The 23,024-nt window shown below is 71.5% G+C and carries 17 protein-coding genes and 2 pseudogenes; 12 read left to right on the forward strand and 7 right to left on the reverse strand.

What is annotated here, in order from left to right; all coding sequences use genetic code 11:
• Positions 1-1,374: 1,374 nt before the first annotated feature.
• Genes GA0115233_RS34955 through GA0115233_RS34965 form a run of 3 tightly spaced genes read right to left on the reverse strand, consistent with a single transcriptional unit; the run spans position 1,375 to position 4,497 of the window.
• Positions 1,375-2,112, reverse strand: a complete 738-nt coding sequence (locus GA0115233_RS34955) for a hypothetical protein (protein ID WP_093724356.1) — start codon at positions 2,110-2,112, stop codon at positions 1,375-1,377.
• A gap of 7 nt (positions 2,113-2,119) precedes the next feature.
• Complete coding sequence (locus GA0115233_RS34960; protein WP_093724357.1) at positions 2,120-2,641, reverse strand: phage tail protein; 522 nt, start codon at positions 2,639-2,641, stop codon at positions 2,120-2,122.
• Positions 2,642-2,652: 11 nt separating this feature from the next.
• Positions 2,653-4,497 (reverse strand): phage tail sheath family protein, encoded by a 1,845-nt coding sequence (locus GA0115233_RS34965; RefSeq protein ID WP_093724358.1) that lies wholly within the window; start codon positions 4,495-4,497, stop codon positions 2,653-2,655.
• A 394-nt stretch (positions 4,498-4,891) separates the two neighbouring features.
• On the opposite strand from GA0115233_RS34965, the pseudogene GA0115233_RS34970 reads away from it, so the two are divergent.
• The 4 genes and pseudogenes from GA0115233_RS34970 to GA0115233_RS34985 all read left to right on the forward strand — a co-directional run.
• Positions 4,892-5,986, forward strand: a pseudogene (locus tag GA0115233_RS34970) (FAD-binding oxidoreductase); the annotation flags it as partial.
• A 278-nt stretch (positions 5,987-6,264) separates the two neighbouring features.
• Positions 6,265-6,939, forward strand: a complete 675-nt coding sequence (locus tag GA0115233_RS34975) for a hypothetical protein (RefSeq protein ID WP_093724359.1) — start codon at positions 6,265-6,267, stop codon at positions 6,937-6,939.
• 442 nt (positions 6,940-7,381) lie between these two features.
• Entirely contained in the window at positions 7,382-7,801 is a 420-nt protein-coding gene (panD, locus tag GA0115233_RS34980) for an aspartate 1-decarboxylase (RefSeq protein ID WP_093724360.1), read from the forward strand.
• 38 nt (positions 7,802-7,839) lie between these two features.
• Positions 7,840-8,208 (forward strand): GNAT family N-acetyltransferase, encoded by a 369-nt coding sequence (locus tag GA0115233_RS34985; protein ID WP_093724361.1) that lies wholly within the window; start codon positions 7,840-7,842, stop codon positions 8,206-8,208.
• Positions 8,209-8,541: 333 nt separating this feature from the next.
• On the opposite strand, the gene gndA is transcribed toward GA0115233_RS34985, so the two are convergent.
• Complete coding sequence (gndA, locus tag GA0115233_RS34995; RefSeq protein WP_093724363.1) at positions 8,542-9,981, reverse strand: NADP-dependent phosphogluconate dehydrogenase; 1,440 nt, start codon at positions 9,979-9,981, stop codon at positions 8,542-8,544.
• A gap of 281 nt (positions 9,982-10,262) precedes the next feature.
• Here gndA and GA0115233_RS35000 point away from each other — a divergent pair, with 281 nt between their 5' ends.
• The gene (locus tag GA0115233_RS35000; protein WP_093724364.1) at positions 10,263-11,369 is read left to right on the forward strand and encodes a transglycosylase family protein; all 1,107 of its coding nucleotides are present in this window, start codon (positions 10,263-10,265) and stop codon (positions 11,367-11,369) included.
• On the opposite strand, the gene GA0115233_RS35005 is transcribed toward GA0115233_RS35000, so the two are convergent.
• Positions 11,359-12,420, reverse strand: a complete 1,062-nt coding sequence (locus GA0115233_RS35005; protein ID WP_093724365.1) for a DMT family transporter — start codon at positions 12,418-12,420, stop codon at positions 11,359-11,361. The two genes, GA0115233_RS35000 and GA0115233_RS35005, sit on opposite strands and share 11 nt — an antisense overlap.
• A 198-nt stretch (positions 12,421-12,618) precedes the next feature.
• Between GA0115233_RS35005 and GA0115233_RS35010 the strand changes: the two genes are divergently transcribed.
• The 7 genes and pseudogenes from GA0115233_RS35010 (at position 12,619) to GA0115233_RS35035 (ending at position 20,597) form a co-directional block, all read left to right on the forward strand.
• The gene (locus tag GA0115233_RS35010; protein WP_093724366.1) at positions 12,619-13,356 is read left to right on the forward strand and encodes an IucA/IucC family C-terminal-domain containing protein; all 738 of its coding nucleotides are present in this window, start codon (positions 12,619-12,621) and stop codon (positions 13,354-13,356) included.
• A 34-nt stretch (positions 13,357-13,390) separates the two neighbouring features.
• Positions 13,391-14,543, forward strand: a pseudogene (gene glgA / locus GA0115233_RS35015) (glycogen synthase).
• 51 nt (positions 14,544-14,594) lie between these two features.
• The gene (glgC, locus tag GA0115233_RS35020; RefSeq protein WP_093724367.1) at positions 14,595-15,815 is read left to right on the forward strand and encodes a glucose-1-phosphate adenylyltransferase; all 1,221 of its coding nucleotides are present in this window, start codon (positions 14,595-14,597) and stop codon (positions 15,813-15,815) included.
• A gap of 191 nt (positions 15,816-16,006) precedes the next feature.
• Positions 16,007-17,338 (forward strand): wax ester/triacylglycerol synthase family O-acyltransferase, encoded by a 1,332-nt coding sequence (locus tag GA0115233_RS35025; RefSeq protein WP_093724368.1) that lies wholly within the window; start codon positions 16,007-16,009, stop codon positions 17,336-17,338.
• A 706-nt stretch (positions 17,339-18,044) separates the two neighbouring features.
• The gene (locus tag GA0115233_RS35030; protein WP_093724369.1) at positions 18,045-19,538 is read left to right on the forward strand and encodes an SDR family NAD(P)-dependent oxidoreductase; all 1,494 of its coding nucleotides are present in this window, start codon (positions 18,045-18,047) and stop codon (positions 19,536-19,538) included.
• A 342-nt stretch (positions 19,539-19,880) separates the two neighbouring features.
• On the forward strand, positions 19,881-20,054 hold the full coding sequence (locus GA0115233_RS40425) for a hypothetical protein (protein ID WP_107406485.1): 174 nt from the start codon (positions 19,881-19,883) through the stop codon (positions 20,052-20,054).
• 60 nt (positions 20,055-20,114) lie between these two features.
• Positions 20,115-20,597, forward strand: a complete 483-nt coding sequence (locus GA0115233_RS35035) for a GNAT family N-acetyltransferase (protein ID WP_093724370.1) — start codon at positions 20,115-20,117, stop codon at positions 20,595-20,597.
• A gap of 10 nt (positions 20,598-20,607) precedes the next feature.
• Here the strand turns inward: GA0115233_RS35035 and GA0115233_RS35040 are convergent, their stop codons facing one another.
• Entirely contained in the window at positions 20,608-21,348 is a 741-nt protein-coding gene (locus tag GA0115233_RS35040) for a class I SAM-dependent methyltransferase (RefSeq protein ID WP_093724371.1), read from the reverse strand.
• 124 nt (positions 21,349-21,472) lie between these two features.
• Entirely contained in the window at positions 21,473-22,819 is a 1,347-nt protein-coding gene (locus GA0115233_RS35045) for an amidase (RefSeq protein WP_093724372.1), read from the reverse strand.
• Positions 22,820-23,024: the final 205 nt, after the last annotated feature.

Consider the following 23,024-nt stretch of genomic DNA (forward strand, 5'->3'; position numbering starts at 1 on the left):
GGTGGGGGCCCCGGTGGGGTGCGGAGGTTGGCCGACGGGTGGTCGGTGTGCTGGTGGAAGGGGGTGGGTTCGGTGTCGGCGAGGCCGCTGCGGGGTGTTCGGGTGCGGCCGAGGTGTCGGTGGGGGCCCGGTGGGGTGCGGAGGTTGGCCGACGGGTGGTCGGTGTGCTGGTGGAGGGGGGTGGGTTCGGTGTCGGCGAGGCCGCTGCGGGGTGTTCGGGTGCGGCCGAGGTGTCGGCGGAGGCTCGGCGGGTCGCGGAGGTTGGCCGATGCGTGGCGGGCGTGACGGTGTGGCCGGGGCGGCCGGGTGCGGAAGGTTGGCTCGGAGAGAAAGGCTTCCGGGGAGTGTGCGTGCCGGGGGAGGCGGCGGACGGATGCGAGGGCGGCGCACTTGCGGTGACCCCGGGCGCGGCGGGGGCGCCTGGTGAAGGCGCTGGGGCCTCCACAGCCTCAACGGTCTCGCCGACCGTGCCAGCCTCAACGGTCTCGCCGACCGTGCCAGCCGCGACGGTGTCGGCGGCCGCTGGTGCCACGGGTGGTGTGGGGGAGGTCGGCTCAGGGTGCGTTGACGCGGAGCGGGTCGCGGCGGGGTCACTGTCGACGGCAGGGTGTACTGCGCGTCCCTGTTCTGGGGCTGGGGGAGGGGCCTCGGAAGGAACGCCCGGCTGAGGCCGCGGCCTCGGATTCCGACCCGTCTCGGGGACGGGCGTCGGCTCGGGCGAGGACTCCTCCTGATGCTCGCGGATCTCGCGTGAGCGCAGGTGGAGCGGAGGAGGAGTCGGCGAGCGATCGGCAGCCAAAGGGGTAGCGGACGTGGTCTGCGGCGCCCGCGAAGACGGCCCAGCAACCGGTTCCGTCGGACCGGTCCGGTTGGGCGTGTCGACGGCGGGCGCTGCCCCGTGGACCGGCGGCGGGAAGGCGGACACGCGATGCCTTGGACCATCAGTGGACCGATGCGGTTGGTCCCCCCGGTCACGCCGGTCACGGTGATCGGGGTCGGACGGCCCGTCGGGCCGCACCGGATCACCCCCCGGCCGTCGGTCAGCCGTGCGTACGTGGGACTCGGCCGTAGGTGACCGCTCCGCAGACACAACGCGGTTATCAGTCACGGCGCCGGTAAGGGAAGGCTGGGGTCGGTCGACGTACGGAGGCACGGAATCGGCCGCCACCCCCTGGCCCGTACCGTCAGACACCCCGCGAAGTTCCCGCGCCGCACTCGTGGGTGCCCCCACCCCCTCCACGTACTCCACGGGGGCTACGGCCGCCCGATCCACGCTTCCGCCAGGCAGCAGCGGCGCGTGTGGGTCGAAGACGAGGGGTGCCAGCGGTCGTAGCCGCGGATACGGCGCTCCCAACAACCGGTCGACGAAGTCGGTCACGGGGAGCTCACCTCCAGATAGAACCGCCGCCGCGCCGGGCTGACCGACAGCACCTCGGCCTCCGACCAGCCGTAGGCCTGCGCCAGGGCGTGGACGTCGTGCAGGACCCTGAGCGCGTAGCCGGACACGTCGGTCCACACGTGCTCGGCGACGTCGAGGGCTGCCTCCCAACGGTGCTCGCACTGCGGGCAGTCCAGCGTGAGCACGGTGTCGGCGCCCGGGTCCAGCTCCGCCAACCGCGGGGCCAGAGCGTCGAGTACCGCGTCGGGCAGGTCGTCGACGGGCGGGCTGACGCTCAGCACGCTTCGGCGCAACAACGCCCGGCGTGCCCCGGGTGACGAGGGGTCGACGGCCTCGACGTCCCGGCCCGTGAGGGCACGGTAGGTGATCGTGAAGCCGCCTGTGGTCAGCGTGGCCGTGGCCGGGACAGGGACCGCCTCACCGGTCGGACCACCCACCGCGGCCGGTCGCAGTTCTTCCGCCGACACCGTGACGTCGAGGCTTTCCCCGCACGCAGGGCAGTCGGTCGTACAGGGCAGCGCGTCACCGAACGCACCGCACCGCAGGTCCAGGAGGAGCTTGTTCACGGCGCTCAACGGCAGGTCGGCGACGTCCTGTTCGCCACGGGACGCCATGGCGGTGGAAGCGATCAAGAGGGCGCGGGCGACCGGTGTGCCGCCGAGCCCGCACTCCCACACCTCAAGGACGTTCGCCTCCGTCAGTCGACGCAGCATGCGGCGGTCATCCGGCGGTATCGGTGAACTGCGGCTCCTGCGGCGGGTCGGTGTGTTCCCGCACCCAGCCGTGGTGTTCCACCTTGATCCGCTCGAAGGCGACGGCGTTGGACCCGGCGTCGAGTTCGTGCAGGCCGTGGTACTCGGAGACCCAGCAGTCGTGGACCGAGTAGGACAGCACCTGCTGGCCGCCCTCGTCGAAGACATCGATGATGAGGTCGCGCCGGAAGTCCTTGAGTGAAGTCTCCAGACCGCCCGAGGAGTTCTTCAGGCTCCAGACCCTGTTGGCCCACTCCTCGAAGGCGGTGTCGACGGTGCAGCCCCGTTCCAGGGTGATGGCCTCGTACTCGGTGCGGCCGGGGAGCTTGCGGCTGGTGCCGGGGTCTCCACCGTCGCGGTGCCGGATGACCTCGGTCGTCCGTCTGAGCCCGCTGACCTTGCTGATTCCGGCGATGTAGGCCGTCTCCCCGCTGAACTTCACCCGGAACCGGAAGTTCTTGAACGGATCGCGGCGTGTGACTTCCGGCATCGGTCGTCCTCCTAGACCTGGATCTGACCGGCGAGTTGCTGAATGTGGACGATCACGAACTCCGCCGGTTTGAGCGGGGCGAAGCCCACGTGGATGTTCACGACTCCGCGATCGATGTCGTTCTGCGGGTTGGTGTCCTTGTCGCACTTGACCAGGTAGGCCTCCTGGGGAGTGCGGCCCTGGAACGCGCCCGCGCGGAACAGCGAGTTCATGAACGCGCCGACATTGAGCCGGATCGACGCCCACAGCGGTTCGTCGTTCGGTTCGAACACCACCCACTGCGTGCCGCGGAACAGGCTTTCCTCGATGAAGAGGGCCAGACGGCGGACCGGCAGGTACTTCCATTCGTCGGCGAGCCGGTCGGCCCCGCGCAGCGTGCGCGCCCCCCAGGCGACCGGGCCCGCCGCAGGCAGCCGCCGCAGGCAGTTGATGCCGACCGGGTTGAGACGTCCGATCTCCAGATCGGTCAGCGGTACTTCGAGGTCGCTGACGCCGCTCAACGAGGCGTCCGTACCGGCCGGGGCCTTCCACACGCCTCGCTGGACATCGGTGCGGGCCAGGACACCGGCCATCACCCCGCAGGGCGGAAAGGGCCGGACGGCGCCGCCGAGCAGAGGGTCGGGCGCGAGGACACGGGGGTAGTACACCGCGGCGTTCTTTCCGCCCTCGCCCGCTTCGACGTCCTTCGTGGCGCCGAGGACGGCGCCCACGACACCGGCGCTCGAATCGCCGCTCGGTTGCGGGCTCGTCCAGGTCGGAGGCGGGTCGACCAGGAGGATCGCCCGGCGTTGCAGGCACAGTGCCAGCGCTTGGTCCCGCAGGGACTTGGACGCGCCCGCGCTCTGATCGTCGAGCCAGTGGGCGTCGGGCAGACAGAGGATGTTGAAGATGTCCGTCTTCAGCAGCTGATGCAGGCCGGTCTTCTCCGCCGGTTTGCCGAGGTAGGCCGTGACGGGCGGCGGAACTGTCTCCGTGCCGGCGTCGCTCGCGTTGGCGTCGGCCGGCTCGTAATAGAACGGCGGCTTCCCGTTCGGCGCGTCCGGCGTCTTCGCGGCGAAGGGATCGGACCCGTCCTCCGGAGCGGAGTTGGCCTGCGGCACCGTGTCGAGGGAGGCGCCGGGGGCGAGGCGGACGAGCTGGGAGGACTCCAGGAGCTGAGCGAGGCCGCGCGGGCTGCCCGGCTTGACGCTGACGTTGAGGTACCGCTCCTCGGCACCGGTCGCCATGTCGCGCACCGTCAGATTGAACAGTTCGCGGGGCAGGTCGGATTTGTCCTTCGCCTCGGACGTTTCGAACTCGGAGGTGTCGTAGTCGACGCGGGCGCGCAGCCTCCGCGCCCACCGCCCCGGCGAGACGGCGACGAGTTCCGCCGACGTGGCGGACCCCCCGCCCGCACGGCCGCCGGAGGAACGCCTGCCGCTGCCGCCGGACCCGCCCCGCCCCCGGTTCTGCCCGTCGGAGGCGGCTTCGTCCCCTCCGGCGGAGGAGGATTCCTCGGTCTCGCCGCCCTCCGGGGGCGGGGACGGTGGCCGGGCGGGCTGCCGCGCGGACGTGGTCGTCCCGAGCGGCAGGTGGACGACCTCCTCGTCCTCCTTCACGACCCGGACGATCTCGGCCTCGCTCCCGCCGTTCAGATAGAACTGGTACACCGCGTAGCTCATGGGGCAGTTCGCCTGGAGGCCACCGAAGTTGGCCTCGTAGTCGGCCCAGCCGGTGATGTGCAGCGGCCGGTCCACGGGACCGCGCGGTGCGTAACCGACGAACGCGGCAACCGAGGTCGGAACCCCCGTGATCGTCCTGACGGAACTCTTGACCTCGTCGATGTAGACGCCCGGATAGGTGACGTTCACCGGCATGCCAGCACCTTCTCTCCGTCCGGCATGCTCCCGGCCCAGTACTTGCGGGGACTATGCGAGGGACGTGGGTCCGCCGGATGTCTGCCGGCCGGACGCTGATCGTGATTCGCGATCACCGTATACGGACAAAACGCATTTCTGCGCCTTGTATGTAGATAGGTTGCTTCGATCAGGTGACGATCGACCCACTGGCCGGTGTGGGCAGCCCGGACGCGGGCCGTTCGGCCGAACGGCCCTCCTGGTTTGTACGGGCGTAGCCCTGGATACACGGTCGGGGCATTGCGGTCGGTGCAGGAGAGGGGCGCCCGCGTGGTCCGGGCAGGCGGGTCGGCCGCACCCGATGCCCGGCCGGTGCGTACCGGTGGACCCCTCGTCGCCCAGTGGAGAGTCGTTCATGGACCCAGTCGATCTGCCCCTTCCCGTCGTCAGGCGTCCGCAGGAGCAGCCCGATGCGAGAGCCCTGGAACGGGACCTGCGATCCCGCGTCGACGGGGAGGTGCGTTTCGACGCGGGAACCCGCGCGACGTACTCGACGGACGCCTCCAACTACCGGCAGGTGCCCATCGGCGTGGTCCTCCCCCGCTCGGTCGACGCGGCCCAGGCGGCAGTGGCGGTGTGCCGTGAGCACGGCGCACCTCTGTTGTCGCGGGGTGGCGGCACGAGCCTCGCCGGCGAGTGCTGCAACACCGCCGTCGTCCTGGACTGGACCAAGTACTGCAACCGGCTGGTCTCCGTCGACCCGCGCACCCGCCGCTGTGTCGTGGAGCCGGGCATCGTCCTCGACGACCTGAACCGTCAACTGGCCGAGTACGGCCTGATGTACGGCCCCAAGCCCGCCACCCATCCCAACTGCACGATCGGCGGGATGATCGGCAACAACTCGTGCGGGTCGACGGCCCAGGCCTACGGCAAGGTCGTCGACAACCTGTACCGCCTCGAAGTCCTCACGTACGACGGCGTACGCATGTGGGTGGGCCGCACGGACGACGGCGAACTGCGACGGATCGCGGAGTCCGGCGGGCGCACCGCCGAGCTGTACCGCGGTATGACGGCCCTGCGCGACCGGTACGCCGGCCTGGTCCGCGAGCGCTATCCCGACATTCCGCGCCGGGTCTCCGGTTACAACCTCGACTCGCTCCTGCCCGAGCACGGCTTCGATGTGGCGGGACTGCTGACCGGTTCCGAGTCCACTCTCGTCACCGTCCTGCACGCGGAACTCGAACTCGTTCCCGTACCGAGGCACAGCGCGCTGGTCGTCCTCGGCTACGAGGACATCTGCCAGGCCGCCGACCACGTACCGGCGGTCCTGCGGCACGAGCCGGCGGCGCTGGAAGGCGTGGACCACCAATTGATCCACTTCCAGCAGGAGAAGCACCTCAACCCCGACGCCCTGAAAGAACTGCCCAACGGACGCGCCTACTTGATGGTGCAGCTCAACGGCGACACGCGCGAGGAGGTGGACAACCGGGCCAAAGCGCTCATCGACGCCAAGCCCGAGGACGTCGACCCCACCGGCATGGCGAATCCCCCCGAGCCCGGCCAGCCCTGGTGGAGCTCGGAGTGGGGCAGGGTGGTGGTCGCCGTCGGCTCTCCGCTCCTCCTGTTCGCGGCGCCGAGCGGTGGCGGCGGGGTGGCCGTGGGCACTTCGGTGACCGTCGGCGGCATGGTGCTCTACGAGCTCGCGGCATAGGCATGCCCGCCACCGGCCGGGACGACCGGCCGGTGGTTAGGCTGTGCGGAAGGCCGTCCGGGAAAGGAGCGCGCGGCGTGAGCCTGCGGGCCATTGCAACGTTCGATGTCAGCACCGGCGGAGGAGTCGGTCACGGGCTCGCCGCCTGGTTCGGCGCGGCCCTTGCCGGGCCCCTGCGCGGCCGGCTGGAGCAGGAACAGCAGGGCACCGCTTTCTTCTCGGCGAGCACACGGGCCACCGAACGGGCGCCGCGCCAGGAGTACCAGCCCCTGGCCACGGGCTGGGAAGCCATGCGCCAGGAGCTGCTGAGCGAACCGGAGACCGCGCATGTGCTCTATATGCGCGAGCACCTGGGGAAGCCGCTCGTCCATGTACGCAGTTCGAGCATCAGGGTCCGCCGCCCGAACGCCGAGACGCAGCTGCTGTTCGGCGCGGACTGCGGCGGCCTCGACGACGCCGGGTTCTGCGCCGGCGCGGTGGAGTTCCTGGTCGCCGCGCTGGACGCCGTGAACCCCGCCTTCGCCTGGCTGGGTGCCGACGCGCCCGCCTCGGAGGAGACCAACCTCGACTGGGTGCTCAACCGCCGGGTGCGGGACTCGGTGCGCGAGGCCAGGAAATTCCTCCGGGGCTACTCCTGGACCACGGTGTGCCCCGAGGAGCTGTCCGTGCGGCTGGGCGGCCCCGGGGCGCTGGCCGCGACCGGGGCGTTCCACCGGGTCGTCCCGCTCTCGGCGGGCGGTGTGGTCCTCTAGGCGACCGAGACCGCGGCGGCGTACACCGACAATGCCGTGCGCCGTGTCTTCGAGGCCCTGCACCCCGTCCTGCCGCCCGGTGTCCCGCAGTTCGACCCGGCCCACCCGGAGCTGCGCTACTTCCCCGCGGACGCGTCCCGCTTCGGCGGGTGACGGGCCGGTGCGGGCATGCTCGTGGTAGTGGGCGAGCGCGGTTTGGTCAGCCGCATCGTCAGGTAAGTCACCGTCCGGTCAGCATGAGTCTCCGCACACTCCGAGACAGGTGCTTGGTCGGCGATAGCGAAACAGCCTTTTTCTTCTCGTAAGCGCAGGCGGGGAGCATTCTTACCCGAGTGGGATCGACGTTCCCCGGAATCTTCGAGTCCGAGGAGTGCCGGTGTACAGTGAAGAACGCCCCTGACCTGCACAAAGCAGGCAGGGAGCCGCCTTCCAGGAGACCAACATGCTGCGAACCATGTTCAAGTCCAAGATCCACCGCGCCACGGTCACCCAGGCCGACCTGCACTACGTGGGATCGGTGACCATCGACGCGGAGCTGCTCGACGCCGCCGATCTGCTCCCCGGTGAGCTCGTGCACATCGTCGACATCACCAACGGCGCCCGGCTGGAGACCTACGTCATCGAGGGCGAGCGCGGGTCGGGGGTCATCGGGATCAACGGGGCCGCCGCTCACCTCGTCCACCCTGGCGACCTGGTGATCATCATCAGCTACGCTCAGGTCACCGACGCCGAGGCGCGGGCGCTCAAGCCGCGGGTCGTGCATGTGGACGGCGACAACCGGATCGTGGCTCTCGGTGCCGACGCCTCCGAGCCGGTCCCGGGGTCGGACCAGGAGCGCAGCCCGCAGGCCGTGTCCGTCTGACGGGTTCGGCCGTACGGACCAGGACCAGGAGCGAGCCCATGAGCGAGCCCAAGAACGAGAACGAGAGCAGGATCGAGATCCGTGACGACCGGGCGGCGGGCCGCCTGGAGGCGGTCAGCGGCGACGAAGTCGTCGGCCGGATCGAGTACTTCGTCCTCGACAGCCCCGGGCCCGTCCTGGTCCCCGTCCACACCGTCGTGGAGCCCGCCTACGAGGGCAAGGGCATCGCCGGTTCCCTCGCCCGTGAGCTGTACGCCCTCGCCGAGCGCGAGCACACCGTCGTCGCCCCGCTCTGCCCGTACGTCGTGAAGTGGGCCGAACGGCACCCCGCCGAGGCTCCCGCCGCCGATCCGGCACTCCTGAGCGCGGCCAAGCAGTGGCTGCGCGCCCACCCGGGCCGCTTCTGACACGGGCGTCCGGCGGGCACTGCCGTCCAGGCGGGTGAAGGGGCGCCCGAGCCGGGGTACGCGGGGCAGTAGTCCAAAGAGCCGCTGTTCGTCACAGGCTGGAGGACACGATGACCAACCCGTACCCGGACCCGGTCCACCCGGACCCCACCCCGGGCCCGCCTCCCACGCCGGAGCCGCCTCCGACTCCGGAACCACCCCCGGCGCCGACTCCTCCCGGGCCGACGCCTCCGCCCGGCCCCCCACCGGTGCCGGACCCGAACCCGTCCCCGATCCCCCCGGGCCCGGAACCGGTACCGAATCCGGAACCGGGCCCACCGCTCACCTAGGAACTCAGCCGGTCACCTCGGACCGGTCCCCGCCCCACAGCGTGTGGAACGACCCCTCCCGGTCCACCCTCCGGTAGGTGTGCGCACCGAAGAAGTCCCGCTGCCCCTGCGTCAGCGCCGCGGGCAGCCGCTCGGCCCGCAGCGCGTCGTAGTAGGCGAGGGCCGCCGAGAAGCCCGGCGTGGGCACGCCCTGCCGGGTCGCCGCCACGATCACTTCACGCCAGTCGTCCTGCGCGGCGGCGATCTCCGCGGCGAAGGTCTCGTCCGACAGCAGGCTCGGCAGGTCCGCGCGCGCGTCGTACGCGGCGCGGATGCGGTCGAGGAACGCCGCCCGGATGATGCACCCGCCGCGCCAGATCGCGGAGACCGCGCCGAGGTCGATGTCCCAGTCGTACTCGGCCCGCGCGGCGTCGATCTCGTGGAAGCCCTGCGTGTAGGAGACGATCTTGGAGGCGTACAGCGCCTGCTCGACCCGGTCGGCGAAGGCGGTGGCCTCGGACTCGCTCAGCGCGGACGCCTTCGGGCCGGCCAGGTGCCGGGAGGCCTCGCGCAGGCTCGCGTGGCCGGACAGGGAGCGGGCGAACACGGCCTCGGCGATGCCGGAGACCGGGACGCCGAGGTCGAGGGCGATCTGCACGGTCCAGCGACCCGTGCCCTTCTGCTCCGCCTGGTCGACGACCACGTCCACGAAGGGCTTGCCGGTCGCGGCGTCCACGTGCGCCAGCACCTCGGCCGTGATCTCGATCAGGTAGGAGTCCAGGCGCCCCTGGTTCCAGGTGCGGAAGATCTCCGCGATCTGCGCGGGGGAGTAGCCCGCGACCTCGCGCAGCAACTGGTACGCCTCACCGATGAGCTGCATGTCGGCGTACTCGATGCCGTTGTGCACCATCTTCACGAAGTGACCGGCGCCGTCCGGGCCGACATGGGTCACACAGGGCGCGCCGTCCTTCGCCTTCGCCGAGATCTTCTCCAGCATCGGGCCGAGCGAGTCGTACGACTCCTTCGGGCCGCCGGGCATGATGCTCGGCCCGTTGAGCGCGCCCTCCTCGCCGCCGGAGACGCCCATACCGACGAAGTGGATGCCCTGCTCGCGCAGTTCGCGCTCGCGGCGGCGGGTGTCGGCGAAGTGCGCGTTGCCACCGTCGATGATCATGTCGCCGGGCTCCAGCAGCGGGGCGAACTCCTGGATCACCGCGTCGGTGGGCTCGCCCGCCTTCACCATGACGACCAGGCGGCGCGGCCGCTCCAGCGCTGCCACGAAGTCCTTGGCGGTCTCGGCCGCGATGAACTCTCCCTCGTCACCGAACTCCGCCACCAGCGCGTGCGTACGCGAGGGCGTCCGGTTGTGCACCGCCACCGTGTAGCCGTTGCGGGCGAAGTTGCGGGCGAGGTTGCGGCCCATGACCGCGAGTCCCGTGACGCCGATCTGGGCTGAGTTGCTCATTCGGTTGGCTCCTATATATCCGGTATCGGTGGTGCCGGTCATCGTGGCCGCCAGTATTGCCGCAGTGACCATCTTGACGTGCCGGTACTCCGGCCGCACTCCCGGGTGGCTCGATGTTTCGCAGGCTGATACGGACAGAAGGGCCGACCTGCCTCAGCCGTTTCCCAACCCGGTTTCCCACGTGCCGTCTTGAGCCACAGTGCGACCGATTGCCGTCTTGTCATGGCCTGTTACCGGCGCTTACTTTTGGCCCTTCTGACCCATGTCGAGGGGGCACCGATATGGCCGTACGCGGCCGGCACCGCCGGTATCAGCCGAACAGGATCAACCGCGCCTCGCTCACCGTCACGGCGGGCGGCGCCGGAATGGCCCTCCCGCTCATCGGCACCGGCAGCGCGCAGGCGGCGGACGTGGAGACCTGGGAGAAGGTCGCCGCGTGCGAGTCGACCGACAACTGGAGCATCAACACCGGCAACGGCTACTACGGCGGCCTCCAGTTCTCCCAGTCCACCTGGGAGGAGTACGGCGGCACCCGGTACGCGCCACGCGCCGATCTGGCCACCAAGGAACAGCAGATCGCGGTGGCGGAGAAGGTCCTCGACGGACAGGGACCCGGCGCCTGGCCGGTCTGTTCGGTACGGGCCGGGCTCACCCGGGGCGGGGAGTCACCGGAGCTGAAGACCTCCACGCCGGACGTACAGCCGCAGACCACACCCCAGTCCCGCGCCGGGCGGGCCGAGATGTACACGGTCGTCCAGGGCGACACCCTCTCCACGATCGCCGAGGAGCACGACGTCCGCGGCGGCTGGCAGCGGCTGTACGAGGCCAACCGCAGGACCGTCGGGGCGGACCCGGACCTGATCCTGCCCGGCCAGCGGCTCGCCCTGAACGGCAAGTCGGCCACGAAGACGACCTCGAAGGCCGCCAAACCGGCACCGAAGCAGAAGAGCCCGGACAAGGCCGAGAAGGCCTCGGACAAGTCGCAGAACATGGTCGCGCCGGTCGGCGCGCCCACCGGCACGCCGTACCACAAGGCCGGTTCCGCCTGGTCGAAGGGCTACCACACGGGCGTCGACTTCCCCGTCCCCACCGGCACCTCCGTGCGCTCCGTGGCCGCGGGCAAGGTGGTCAGCGCGGGCTGGGAGGGCTCCTTCGGCTACCAGGTCGTCGTCCGGCACACGGACGGCCGCTACAGCCAGTACGCCCATCTGTCCGCGATCTCCGTGAAGAGCGGCCAGCAGGTCGGCGTGGGCCAGCGGATCGGCCGCTCCGGCTCGACGGGCAACAGTACGGGCCCGCATCTGCACTTCGAAGTGCGGACGGGGCCCGGTTTCGGGTCGGACATCGACCCGGTCGCCTACCTGAGGGCGGGCGGCGTCAGGATTTGACGCGTGTCCGGTGCCGGTCGAGCACCGGCATCGGCACGTACGGGCCGCCGTAGCACGGCCCGTACAGATAGGACGGGATGTCCTCGTCCCGCCCCGCGGTGAACGAGGCGGGGACCGTGGCCGGGATCAGGTCCTGCGGCTGCTCCGGGAGCACGATCCGCAGTTCCTCGGCCGGGACCGGCGCCACGGGGGTTTCGGCCTGCGCGGGCTCGGTGCGCTCCGTGCGGGCGATGCGCTCCGTGGTCAGCAGGATCAGGCCACCCGCCGCGACCACGCCGCAGCTCAGCGCGAGCGCGGTGCCGGTGGTGCCGTAGCGGAAGGTCTCCCCGAACATCGTGATGCCGACCGCGGCGGCGATCACCGGGTTCACCACCGTCAGCACCGCCAGCGGGGCGGCCAGTCCGGCGCCCCGGTAGGCGGCCTGCGACAGCAGCAGACCGGCCGTGGCGAAGACACCGATCGTGGTCAGCGTCGGCAGGTCGCCCGCCGTCACCCCGCCGGTCCAGTCCACGGCGACGATCTTCGTGAAGACCGAGGACATACCGAAGGCGATACCGGACGCGGTCGCCAGCAGCACACTGCGCACCACCGGGTGCCGGTGCGCCGCCCGCCCCGCGATCATCAGCGTGGCCACGGCGCCCGCGGTGACAAGGGCCACCCCGGTGCGCTCGGCGGTGCCGAGGGACTGCGACTCGGAGGCGCCGACCAGGGAGAGCAGACCCGCGAGGCCCACCGTCGCCATGATGGCGCCGCGCCAGGCGGTCGCCCCGGCCTTGCGGCCGACGAACAGAGCCGCCATCGGCAGCGCGAAGACAATGGTGAGGGCGCCCAGCGGCTGGACCAGGCTCAGCGGTCCGTAGGCCAGGGCGGCCACGTGCAGCAGACCGCCGAGGCCGTTCAGCGCCACGGCAGCCCACCAGGTCGGCCGGCGCAGCGGCGCGTACTGCTGCGCGGCCGAGGACACCGCGACGTGCTCCTGCACGATCGCTCCGCCCGCATAGGCGACGGCGGAGACGAACGACAGCAGCACGGACAACGCGAGGGCGCTCATGAGCTGCTCCTCTGCGTGAGGCGAGGGTTCTTCGTCCCGCGCGGCGATCGGTCGGCTTCCATAGCCAACACGATGCCCTCAAAACTTCTTCCCGTCGTCGTCCCTGAGCAGTCAATGCCTCCTACTGCCGATGGAGTACAAATCGCCCTCCGTCCTCCCCAGGGTGGGTGGCCCACCCCGAGGCCGGTACGACCCGAGTTGGTACTACTGCCTTTCGTGGACCTCGACCCCGAACTCACCGCGCTCCGCCCGCTCGGCGGTTTCTTCCTCCTACGTGCCACCGGAGCGCCCGCGTGCCCGCCGCCGACACTGGCCGAAACCTACGGCCCGAGAACATCGGATGTTTACGAAAATTCTATGACTTTTCGCGTCCGGAAGGTGGCCTCGTCCCTGAACGCCCCCGAGTTGCGGATCGCGGCGTCCGTGGCCCAGCAGGGGCTCGCCGCCCGGCTGTGGTCGGTGGCGCTCGGCTGCGCCGTCCGCTACGGCACCCTCCCCGACCTCTCCCCGGAGCTGCTGCGCTGGGACCCCGACGCCGGCGCCCCCGACGACCTGTGGCTGACCGAGGTGCGCCCGTCGACGGACGACCTGGTGGACGCCGTACTGCACGCGCACCTCGAACCGCTCACCGCGCTGGTGCGCGAGCGCTACCGGGTCGCCGAGGGGCTGCTGTGGGGCAACGCCGCGTCCGCGCTTGCCGGGGCCGCGCGGCAGCTCCACCGGTGGGCGCGGGAGCAGGGCCGTGCCGACGACGCCGTACGCACCCGGGAGCTGACGTCCGGGCTCCTCGCGCATCCCCGGCTCGCGGGCGCCCTGGACGCGAACCTGCGGCGGCGCAGCTGCTGCCTCTACTACCGGGTGCCGGGCGGAGGTGTGTGCGGGGACTGCTGCTTCACCAGACCCCCGGGCCCTTCCCCGCGCGCCGCATCTGGGTGACCATGGGTGCTCCGGCCGAGACAGGGGGTTGCGGGTGCGAGTGGGACTGCTGACCCGGGAGTTCCCGCCGGATGTCTACGGCGGCGCCGGTGTGCATGTGGAGTTCCTGGCCCGGGAGTTGCGGTCCCTGGTCGACCTGGAGGTGCACTGCTGGGGCGAGGGCCGTGCCGAGGGGGTTGTACGCCACCGCCCCTGGCCCGCCCTGGACACCGCCAACGACGCGCTGCGCACCTTCTCCGTGGACCTGGCGATGACCGCCGCCCTGGAGGACGCCGACCTCGTCCACTCCCACACCTGGTACGCCAATCTCGGCGGCCACCTGGCCAAGCTGCTGCACGGCGTCCCGCACGTGATGACCGCCCACTCCCTGGAACCCCTGCGCCCCTGGAAGGCGGAGCAACTCGGCGGCGGATACGCCCTGTCGAGCTGGGCCGAACGCACCGCCATCGAGTCGGCGGACGCGGTGATCGCGGTCTCCGCCGCCATGCGCGAGGACATCCTCGCCTGCTACCCCGCACTGGACCCGGCGCGGGTGCGGGTGGTGCACAACGGCATCGACACCGGCATCTACCGCCCCGACCGCGGCACGGACGTCCTGGACCGGATCGGCCTGGACCGCTCCCGCCCCTACGTCCTGTTCGTCGGCCGCATCACCCGCCAGAAGGGCGTGCCCCATCTGCTGCGCGCGGTACGGGACATCGATCCCGCCGCCCAGGTCGTGCTGTGCGCGGGCGCCCCGGACACCCCCCGAGATCGACCGGGAGTTCCGCGAGCTGTACGAGGAGCTGAGCCGGGTCCGCGCGGGCGTGCACTGGATCCCGCAGATGCTGCCGCGCCCCGAGGTGATCCAACTCCTCACCCACGCAGCCGCGTTCGTCTGCCCGTCGGTGTACGAACCGCTCGGCATCGTCAACCTGGAGGCGATGGCCTGCGGAACCCCCGTGGTGGCCTCCCGTGTCGGCGGGATCCCGGAGGTCGTCGAGGACGGCAAGACGGGGCTGCTGGTGCCGGTGGACGACGACTTCGAGGACTCCCTCGCGCGCGCCCTGGACGCGGTCATCGGCGACCCGGAGGGCGCCCGGGCGATGGGTGAGGCCGGACGGGAGCGCGCGGTGGGCGAGTTCGGCTGGGACGCCGTGGCCCGGCGCACGGCGAACCTCTACGCGGAGATCCTCGAACAGGCGTAGGGGGCCCGGCGCGGGGGCAGGGATGGATCATCCTGGGAGAGGGGAGCGGCCATGCGGCGAGGCGGACCTTCGGTTCTCGGAATCGTGCTGGCGGGGGGCGAGGGCAAGCGTCTGATGCCCCTGACGGCTGACCGTGCGAAACCCGCGGTCACCTTCGGCGGCACCTACCGTCTCGTCGACTTCGTGCTGTCCAACCTCGTCAACGGCGACATCCTGCGCATCTGCGTGCTCACGCAGTACAAGTCGCACTCGCTGGACCGGCACATCACCACCACGTGGCGGATGTCCAGCCTGCTCGGCAACTACGTCACCCCGGTCCCGGCCCAGCAGCGCCTCGGCCCGCGCTGGTACCTGGGCAGCGCGGACGCGATCCTCCAGTCCCTGAACCTGATCCACGACGAACGCCCCGAGTACGTCGCGGTGTTCGGCGCCGACCACGTGTACCGCATGGACCCGCGCCAGATGCTCGCCCAGCACATCGAGTCCGGTGCGGGGGTGACCGTGGCGGGGATACGCGTGCCGCGCGCGGAGTCCTCGGCGTTCGGCGTGATCACGCCCGGTTCCGACGGACAGACGGTGGAGCGGTTCCTGGAGAAGCCCGCCGACCCGCCCGGTCTGCCGGACGACCCGGAGTCCGTGTTCGCCTCGATGGGCAACTACATCTTCACCACCAAGGCCCTCGTCGAGGCGCTCCAGCGGGACGCCGAGGACGACTCCTCCGTGCACGACATGGGCGGCTCGATCCTTCCCCAGCTCACCGACCGGGGTGAGGCCCAGCTGTACGACTTCAGCGCCAACCATGTGCCCGGCGAGACGGCCCGGGACCGGGGGTACTGGCGCGATGTGGGCACCCTGGACGCGTACTACGACGCCCACATGGACCTGATCGCCGAGCGGCCGGCGTTCAACCTCTACAACCGGCAGTGGCCGATCTACACCCACTCCGGCCAGCTCTCCCCGGCCCGGTTCAACGCGGGCGGCATCGCGGGGGAGTCGATCATCAGCGCGGGCTGCCTGATCCGCGGCCAGGTCACCCGGTCCGTGCTCTCGCCGGGTGTCGTGGTCGACCCCGGGGCGGTCGTCCAGGGCTCGGTCCTGCACGACAACGTCCACATCGGCCGGGGCGCGGTGGTGCGCGGGGCGGTGCTGGACAAGAACGTGGAGGTGCCGCCGGGTGCGACGATCGGCGTCAACCCGGAGCGGGACGCCGAGCTGTACACGGTCTCCAAGGGCGGGGTCATCGCGCTCGGGAAGGGTCAGCGGGTGTCCTGACCTTGAGTCCGGTGTGGCTCCTGTTGCTTGTGTGACGACAGAGGCCGGTAGCGCATGTAGAGGTTGTCGGTATCGGATAAGGAATCGGACTTTAATCTGCTGTTAACTGTGCGTAGCTTGATCGTACTTGACCGTAATCACCCGCGAGCGATTGACTGCTGCTCCACCCGTAGTCGACGCGAGGCAAGCCCTTGACTTCCGATCTGCTCGCCCCTCTCGACCTGGCGTTCTGGAACATCGAGTCCGAACGGCACCCGATGCACCTGGGCGCCCTCGGCGTCTTCTCCGCGCACTCGCCCACGGCGGGCACGCACGCCGCGGACCTGCTCGCGGCCCGCGCCGCGGCGGTCCCCGGCCTGCGCATGCGCATCCGCGACGTATGGCAGCCGCTCGCCTTCGGTGCCGCCGCGCGTGAGCCCGTCTTCGACTTCGACCCCCTCCAGCACGTACGGCTGCACGCCCCCACCGACGACTTCCAGGCCGTCGCCGGGCGCCTGATGGAACGCCCGCTGGAGCGCGGCCGCCCGCCCTGGGAGGCACATGTGCTGCCCGGTGCGGACGGGGTCTCCTTCGCCGTGCTCTTCAAGTTCCACCACGCCCTGGCCGACGGGCTGCGCGCGCTGACCCTAGCCGCGGCGATCCTCGACCCGATGGACCTGCCCGAGCGCCGGCCCCGGCCCGCCGAGCCCGCCCGCGGTCTGCTGCCGGACGTGCGCAAACTGCCCGGCCTGGTGCGCGGCGCCCTGTCCGACGTGGGCCGGGCCCTCGACATCGGCACCTCCGTCGCCCTGTCGACGCTCGGCACCACCCTCGCCCCGAACACCACCGGTGCCTTCACCTCCGACGGCAGCGGCACCCGCCGCACCGCCGGGGTCGTCATCGACCTAGACGACGTGCACCGGGTGCGCAAAGCCGTCGGCGGCACCGTCAACGACGTACTGATCGCGGTCGTCGCCGGCGCCCTGCGCCGCTGGCTCGACGAACGCGGGGACGGCAGCGAGGGCGTGACACCGCGCGCGCTCATCCCGGTCTCCAAGCGCCGCCCGCGCACCGCCCAGCCCCCGGGCAACCGTCTCTCCGGCTACCTCGTCCGCCTGCCCGTCCACGACCCGGACCCCGTGCGCCGTCTGGCGGCCGTCCGCACGGCCATGGACCGCAACAAGGACGCCGGGCCCGACCGCGGCGCGGGCGCCGTGGCCCTCCTCGCCGACCACGTCCCGCCCCTCGGCCACCGCCTCGGCGGCCCCCTGGTCAGCCAGGCCGCCCGCCTCTGGTTCGACATCCTGGTCACCAGCGTCCCGCTGCCCGGCCTCGGCCTGAAACTCGGCGGCAACCCGGTCACGGCGGTCTTCCCCTACGCCCCCCTCGCCCCCGGCCAGTCCCTGGCCGTCGCGGTCTCCACCTACCGCGGCGCCGTCCACTACGGCCTGGTGGCAGACGCCGAATCGGTACCGGACCTGGACCGCCTGGCAGCGGCGTTCGCAACGGAGACGGAGACACTGCTCGGCGTCTGCGACCGCTGAGCGGCCGGCCATCCCCGGCATGCAGTAGCCGCGGTGGGGCCTTCCGCGCGTGTGAGCCGGTGCTCGTGGAGACCGCGGTGGGAGGCGGACGCGGCGTCGGGGCCCGGACCGGTGGCGCCGGGCGGCGGCGTTCTCGACGGAGGCGGAGACGCTGCTCGGCGTCTGCAAGCCCTGAGCGGGGCCGCCCACGCGTGGCATACCGGGCCCGCCGGTGCTCGTGGAGGCCACGGTCGGATGACGGACGCGGCCGTCGACCACGGGGTTGATCAGGGGCGCCCCGGGGGCGCGGATGACCACCTGCGGCCCCAGGACCCCGTCGCCCCGCGGCCGGTCCCTGACCCCTCCTCCGTACGGCGGCACCCGCTGCACGGCGATGGCGGACGCGGCGCGGACCGGTGGCGCCGGGCGGCGGCTCCCCGACGGCTGGGGGACACGGTCGTGGCCTGTGGCCCGCTGCCTGCCCGCTTCGGCCCCCTCAGTCGTAGCGGGGCGCAAGCCGTGCCCTGGCCCCGCTGCCGGGACAGCCTCCGCCGCGATCCCAGCCGCAGGACCACGCCACCCCCACCCCCGTCGAGACGCCCGTCACCACCTCCACCCCTTGACCGGCAGGGATTTTGGCAGTGGCGCCCGGTGCTCCGTAGAATTCCGCGTTCGAAAGTGGACGCGGCCGCGGGGCCGCACGTGACGGCAGGGAACGGCAGCGGCGATGACGGTGACAGAGGACGGCTCGGCGACCACGGAAGAGGTCGTGTACGGCCCCGGCATCGACCCCGAACGCCTGGCGATCTGCCTCGGCGTGCTGGAGGAGCTCGACAAGCTGGAGCTCGACCACCCCGACGCGATCGCCGTGCGCCGGGCCACCGCCGGTATCTACCGCACGGTCAAGCAGCGCCGCCGCCAGGAGCGCCGCGCCGCCAAGACCGCCCACGACAAGGCGGTCACCGAGGCCACCGCGACCGGCTCGGCGCAGCGCATCGACGACGAGACCGAGGGTCTGCTGCCCAGGTCCGCCACCGAGGAGGGCCGGATCGCCGGGATACTCCAGCGCCCGCGCTCCTGCTACACCTGCAAGACGCGCTACGTCGAGGTCGACTACTTCTACCACCAGCTCTGTCCCGAGTGCGCCGCCCTGAACCGGGCGAAGCGGGACGCCCGCGCCGACCTCACCGGCAAGCGCGCGCTGCTCACCGGCGGCCGCGCCAAGATCGGCATGTACATCGCGCTGCGGCTGCTGCGCGACGGCGCCCACACCACGATCACCACCCGGTTCCCGAAGGACGCCATCCGCCGCTTCAAGGCGATGGACGACTCCGCGGACTGGATCCACCGCCTGGAGGTCGTCGGCATCGACCTGCGCGACCCGGCCCAGGCCGTCGAACTGGCCGACCGGATGACCGCGCAGGGCCCGCTCGACATCCTGATCAACAACGCCACCCAGACCGTACGGCGGCTGCCGTCGGCCTACGCCGCCCTGGTCGAGGGCGAGTCGGCCCCGCTGCCGGCCGGTGAGCTGCCCGCCCACCAGGTCATCGGCGCGTTCAACTCCGGCGCGGTCGACGGACTGGCCGCGCTGCCGGTCGGGGTCTCCGGGCTCGACGCCCAGAAGGTGGCCGATCTGGCCCTGGTCGCGGGCAACGCCAGCGTCGCCCGGCACCTCGACGGCACCGCCATCGACGCGGGCGGCCTGGTCCCGGACGTCGTCGAGACCAACACCTGGGTGCAGACCATCGAGCAGATCTCCCCGGTGGAGCTGCTGGAGACCCAGCTGTGCAACTACACGGCGCCCTTCATCCTCATCAGCAAGCTCCGCCCGGTGATGGCCGAGGCGGCGCGCAAGGCGCCCTCCGGCCGCGCGTACGTGGTCAACGTCTCCGCGATGGAGGGCGTGTTCGGCCGCGGCTACAAGGGCGCGGGGCACCCGAACACCAACGCCGCCAAGGCGGCGATGAACATGGTGACCCGCACCAGCGCCCAGGAGATGTTCCAGACCGACGGCATCCTCATGACCTCGGTCGACACCGGCTGGATCACCGACGAACGCCCCCACTACGACAAACTCCGCCTCGCCGAGGAGGGCTTCCACGCCCCCCTCGACCTGGTCGACGGCGCGGCCCGGGTCTACGACCCTGTGGTGCGCGGCGAGGCCGGCGAGGACCTGTACGGCGTCTTCCTGAAGGACTACGCGCCCGGCAAGTGGTAGGCCCCGCGGCCCCCAACTCCCTTCGCGACGCCTCCTGATGTTCCGTCAGGAGGCGTCCTGCGGTATGCCCCGGAGAGGCAGCGGGGGGAGAAATCAGGACGACTTCAGACAGTAACCGCGAGTTTGCAGCCCCATCGAGCGGGCGCCCGCTCATTTGGTTACTCTGTAGCCGACGGACAGCAAGCACGGGGTCCCACCCACACCCACGTGCTCCGTACGAGAAGCCGGCGCCACCGCGACCGAACTGCCTTTCGACTCATACCCGAATGGGCCTCCGGCACCGGGCGCAGCGGCTCCGGCGCAGTTAGGTCCGAGGGTGACCCGACACATAAGGAGTGCGCGGTGACACCGGAGAAGACGAAGCTCGAAGAACGTCCCGAGGAGCGTACGGAACCCGCGGGCCGCAGGCCCGGAGAACTCGGCAGCCTGGACGTGTGGGCCCGGTCCGCCCCGATCCGCCTCGCGGGTTACGAGGACGACCTCGCCGAGCCCCACATCCTGCCCAGCGTGGACTGACACCACCGCCGGATTTTATTGCGCAGGTGACGATCGCATGGGCGTGCGAGACTGACGCCCATGCTGATCAGAGAAGCCGCGGCCGACGACTGGCCGCGGATCTGGCCTTTCTGGCACCGCATCGTCTCGGCCGGCGAGACCTACGCCTGGGACCGGGACACCCCTGAAGAGGCGGCCCGGTCCCTGTGGATGTCCCCGCCGAAGCGGGTCTACGTCGTCGAGGACGAGACCGGCGCGATCGTCGGCTCCGCCTACGTCACCCCCAACTACGGCGGCCCCGCCGCCCACGTCGCCAACGCCGGGTTCATGGTGGACCCGGACCACGCGCGCCGCGGCATCGGCCGCCTGCTCGCCGACCACGTCCTGACGGCCGCCAAGGCGCACGGGTTCCGGGCCATGGTCTTCAACGCGGTCGTCGAGACGAACCCGGCCGTCGGGCTCTGGAAGTCCCTCGGCTTCTCGATCCTCGGCACCGTCCCGGAGGCCTTCGACCATCCGCGGCACGGGCGGGTGGGGCTGCACATCATGCACAAGGCCCTGTGAGGACCCCGCGTCAGGCGCGGCAGCGCAGCATCTCCAGCGGCCGGTTGGCGGTGTAGTCCGCCCAGAAGTCCGCGCCGAACGCCCGCACCCCCGCCTCCGAGACCTCCAGCGGCACCCACGTCGGGTCGCCGAACCCGGCCGCCGCCAGGGCCGCCTCGTACACCTCGCGGCGGGGGGCGGCGACCTCGATGCCGATCGGCGGGTTCAGCAGCGCGGTGACCCGGAAGCGCGGTCCGGTCTCGCTGTGCTCGCCGGTGGGCTCGCAGCGGAAGCCGTACTTCTCCAGCGTGGCCGGATCGGGGCGGTAGGAGGGCGACTGGCAGAGCACGAAGAACTCCCCGCCCGGCACCAGGCTCCGGTGCACATTCCGGCACATCCGCTCCAGGGCCGCGACGTCCGGCGCGTAGTTCAGCAGCTGCACGCCGAGCGCGATGTCGTACGACCGCTCCAGGGGCCGCAGTTCGGCCACGTCCCCGACCTCGTAGCGCACGCCCAGCGGCTCCAGCTCCTCCATCTTCCGTGCGGCGGCGACCATCTCGCCCGAGATGTCGATGCCGAGCACGTCCGTCGCACCGCGCCGCTTGAACTCCCGGCTGTAGAAGCCGGTGCCGGAGGCGAGGTCGAGGACCGACCGGCCGCGCACATCGCCGACCAGCGCCAGGCAACCCGGCACCTCCGCGTACCGCGTCAACGGCAGCGACTTGAAGTCCTCGAACGCCTCACCGATCTCGTCGTACTGCTGCACGCTCACCGTGATGTCCCTCCGTCTGCCTCGGTCACGACCTTGGCAGTCTCGCCGGATCACGGCGGGCATCCGTATCATCGGAACCTCCACAATTCCGTTGCCCGGAAGGGCGGTTCCGCCAGCCGAAGCGCTATCCCTCCAGCGGAGCCGTCCGCTCCCAGGGCCGCAGCCGCTCCAACTGGGCCGCCAGATCCAGCAGTTCCGTCTCCATCCCCGGGCGGCCGACGAGCTGCACGGCGCAGGGCGCGCCGGAGGGCAGCGTGCCGACCGGGACCGCCATGGCGGGCCAGCCGGTGAGGTTCCAAGGTGGCGTGAACGGCGAGTAGGTGGTGTTCGCCAGCACATTGCGCAGCCAGCCCCGCTCGTCCCACCGGGCGGCGGCGGGGGAGCGGCGCGCCAGCGCGGGCGTGAGCAGGATGTCGTACTGCTCGAAGAAGGGCGTGAGCCGCTGACGCAGTTCCTCCCGGGCGTCGCCGGTACGGACCCGGTTCGTGAACCGGGTTCCGATCGCCGCGTGCACCCGGGTACGGCGGGCCAGCAGCCTTCGGTCCAGGGACCGGGCGTCCACCGCGGTGCCCGCCGTCCAGTGCTGGAGCGAAGTAAGGCTCAGCGACAGCGGGTACGGCGGATCGGCGCGCCGCACCTGGTGCCCCGCCTTGATCAGCAGCCCCGCGGTCTCCCGGGCCGCCGCCCGGTACGGCGCGCTCACCGCGATCCCGGCGATCGGGCTGCGCAGCGACACCGCGATCCGCTTCGCCACCGAGGTCCGCCCCGGCGGCAGCTCCCCGTCCGCCAGCACCGACAGCATCAGCCGCGCGTCCTCGACCGTCGTGGCCAGCGGACCGTTCTCCGACATACCGAACCAGTCGCCGTCGCCGATACCGGCCGGCACCAGCCCCCGGCCGGGCTTGATCGTGACGAGCCCGCAGTTGGCGGCGGGTATGCGCAGCGAACCCATACCGTCGTTGCCGAGGGCGATCGGCACCATCCCGGCCGCGACGGCGGCCGCGCTGCCCCCGGAGGACCCGCCCGCGGAACGGGACGGATCCCACGGATTGCGGGCGGTCCCGTGCACCCCGTCGGTCGTACCGAAGACGCACAGCTCCGGCACATTGGTCAGCCCGACGATCACGGCTCCCGCCGCCCGCAGCCGGGCCACCGTGACATGGTCCTCCTCGGCCGGGGCGTCCGGGGTCGCGACGGACCCCACGCGCATGGACTCCCCGGCGACCGGGACATTGTCCTTCACGGCCACCGGCACACCGGCGAGGGGCAGTTGGTCCAGGTCCCCGCGCGCCCCGAGGGCCTCCGCCTCGGCGAGCGCCGCCTCGCGCCGGACCGTCCGGAAGGCGCCGACCTGCCCGTCCAGCCGGGCGATCCGCTCCAGATGCTCCGCCACCACCTCGCGCGCGGTGGTCTGCTTGTCCCGGACAGCGGCTGCGATCTCGACGGCGGTCCGGCCGACCCAGGTGGTCACGGAGGGCTCCTTCGGGGCTGCGGGCAGAGACTACTCACGGGTATGTCGGAGAGAACTCTGCCCCGCGAAGGGCGCCGCGTCGAGAGGCGGCCCGAGCCGTTCCGCAAGGAGGGCGTCGTGGCTGGATCCGATTGCCACTTCCCCGGGTATGGAGAGGGTGCCGCGTGCGATCGAGAGCCGTTCCGTACGCGTTGGGGCGCTTGTT

It is taken from the genome of Streptomyces sp. DI166 (assembly GCF_900091315.1).
Classification (GTDB): domain Bacteria; phylum Actinomycetota; class Actinomycetes; order Streptomycetales; family Streptomycetaceae; genus Streptomyces; species Streptomyces fuscus.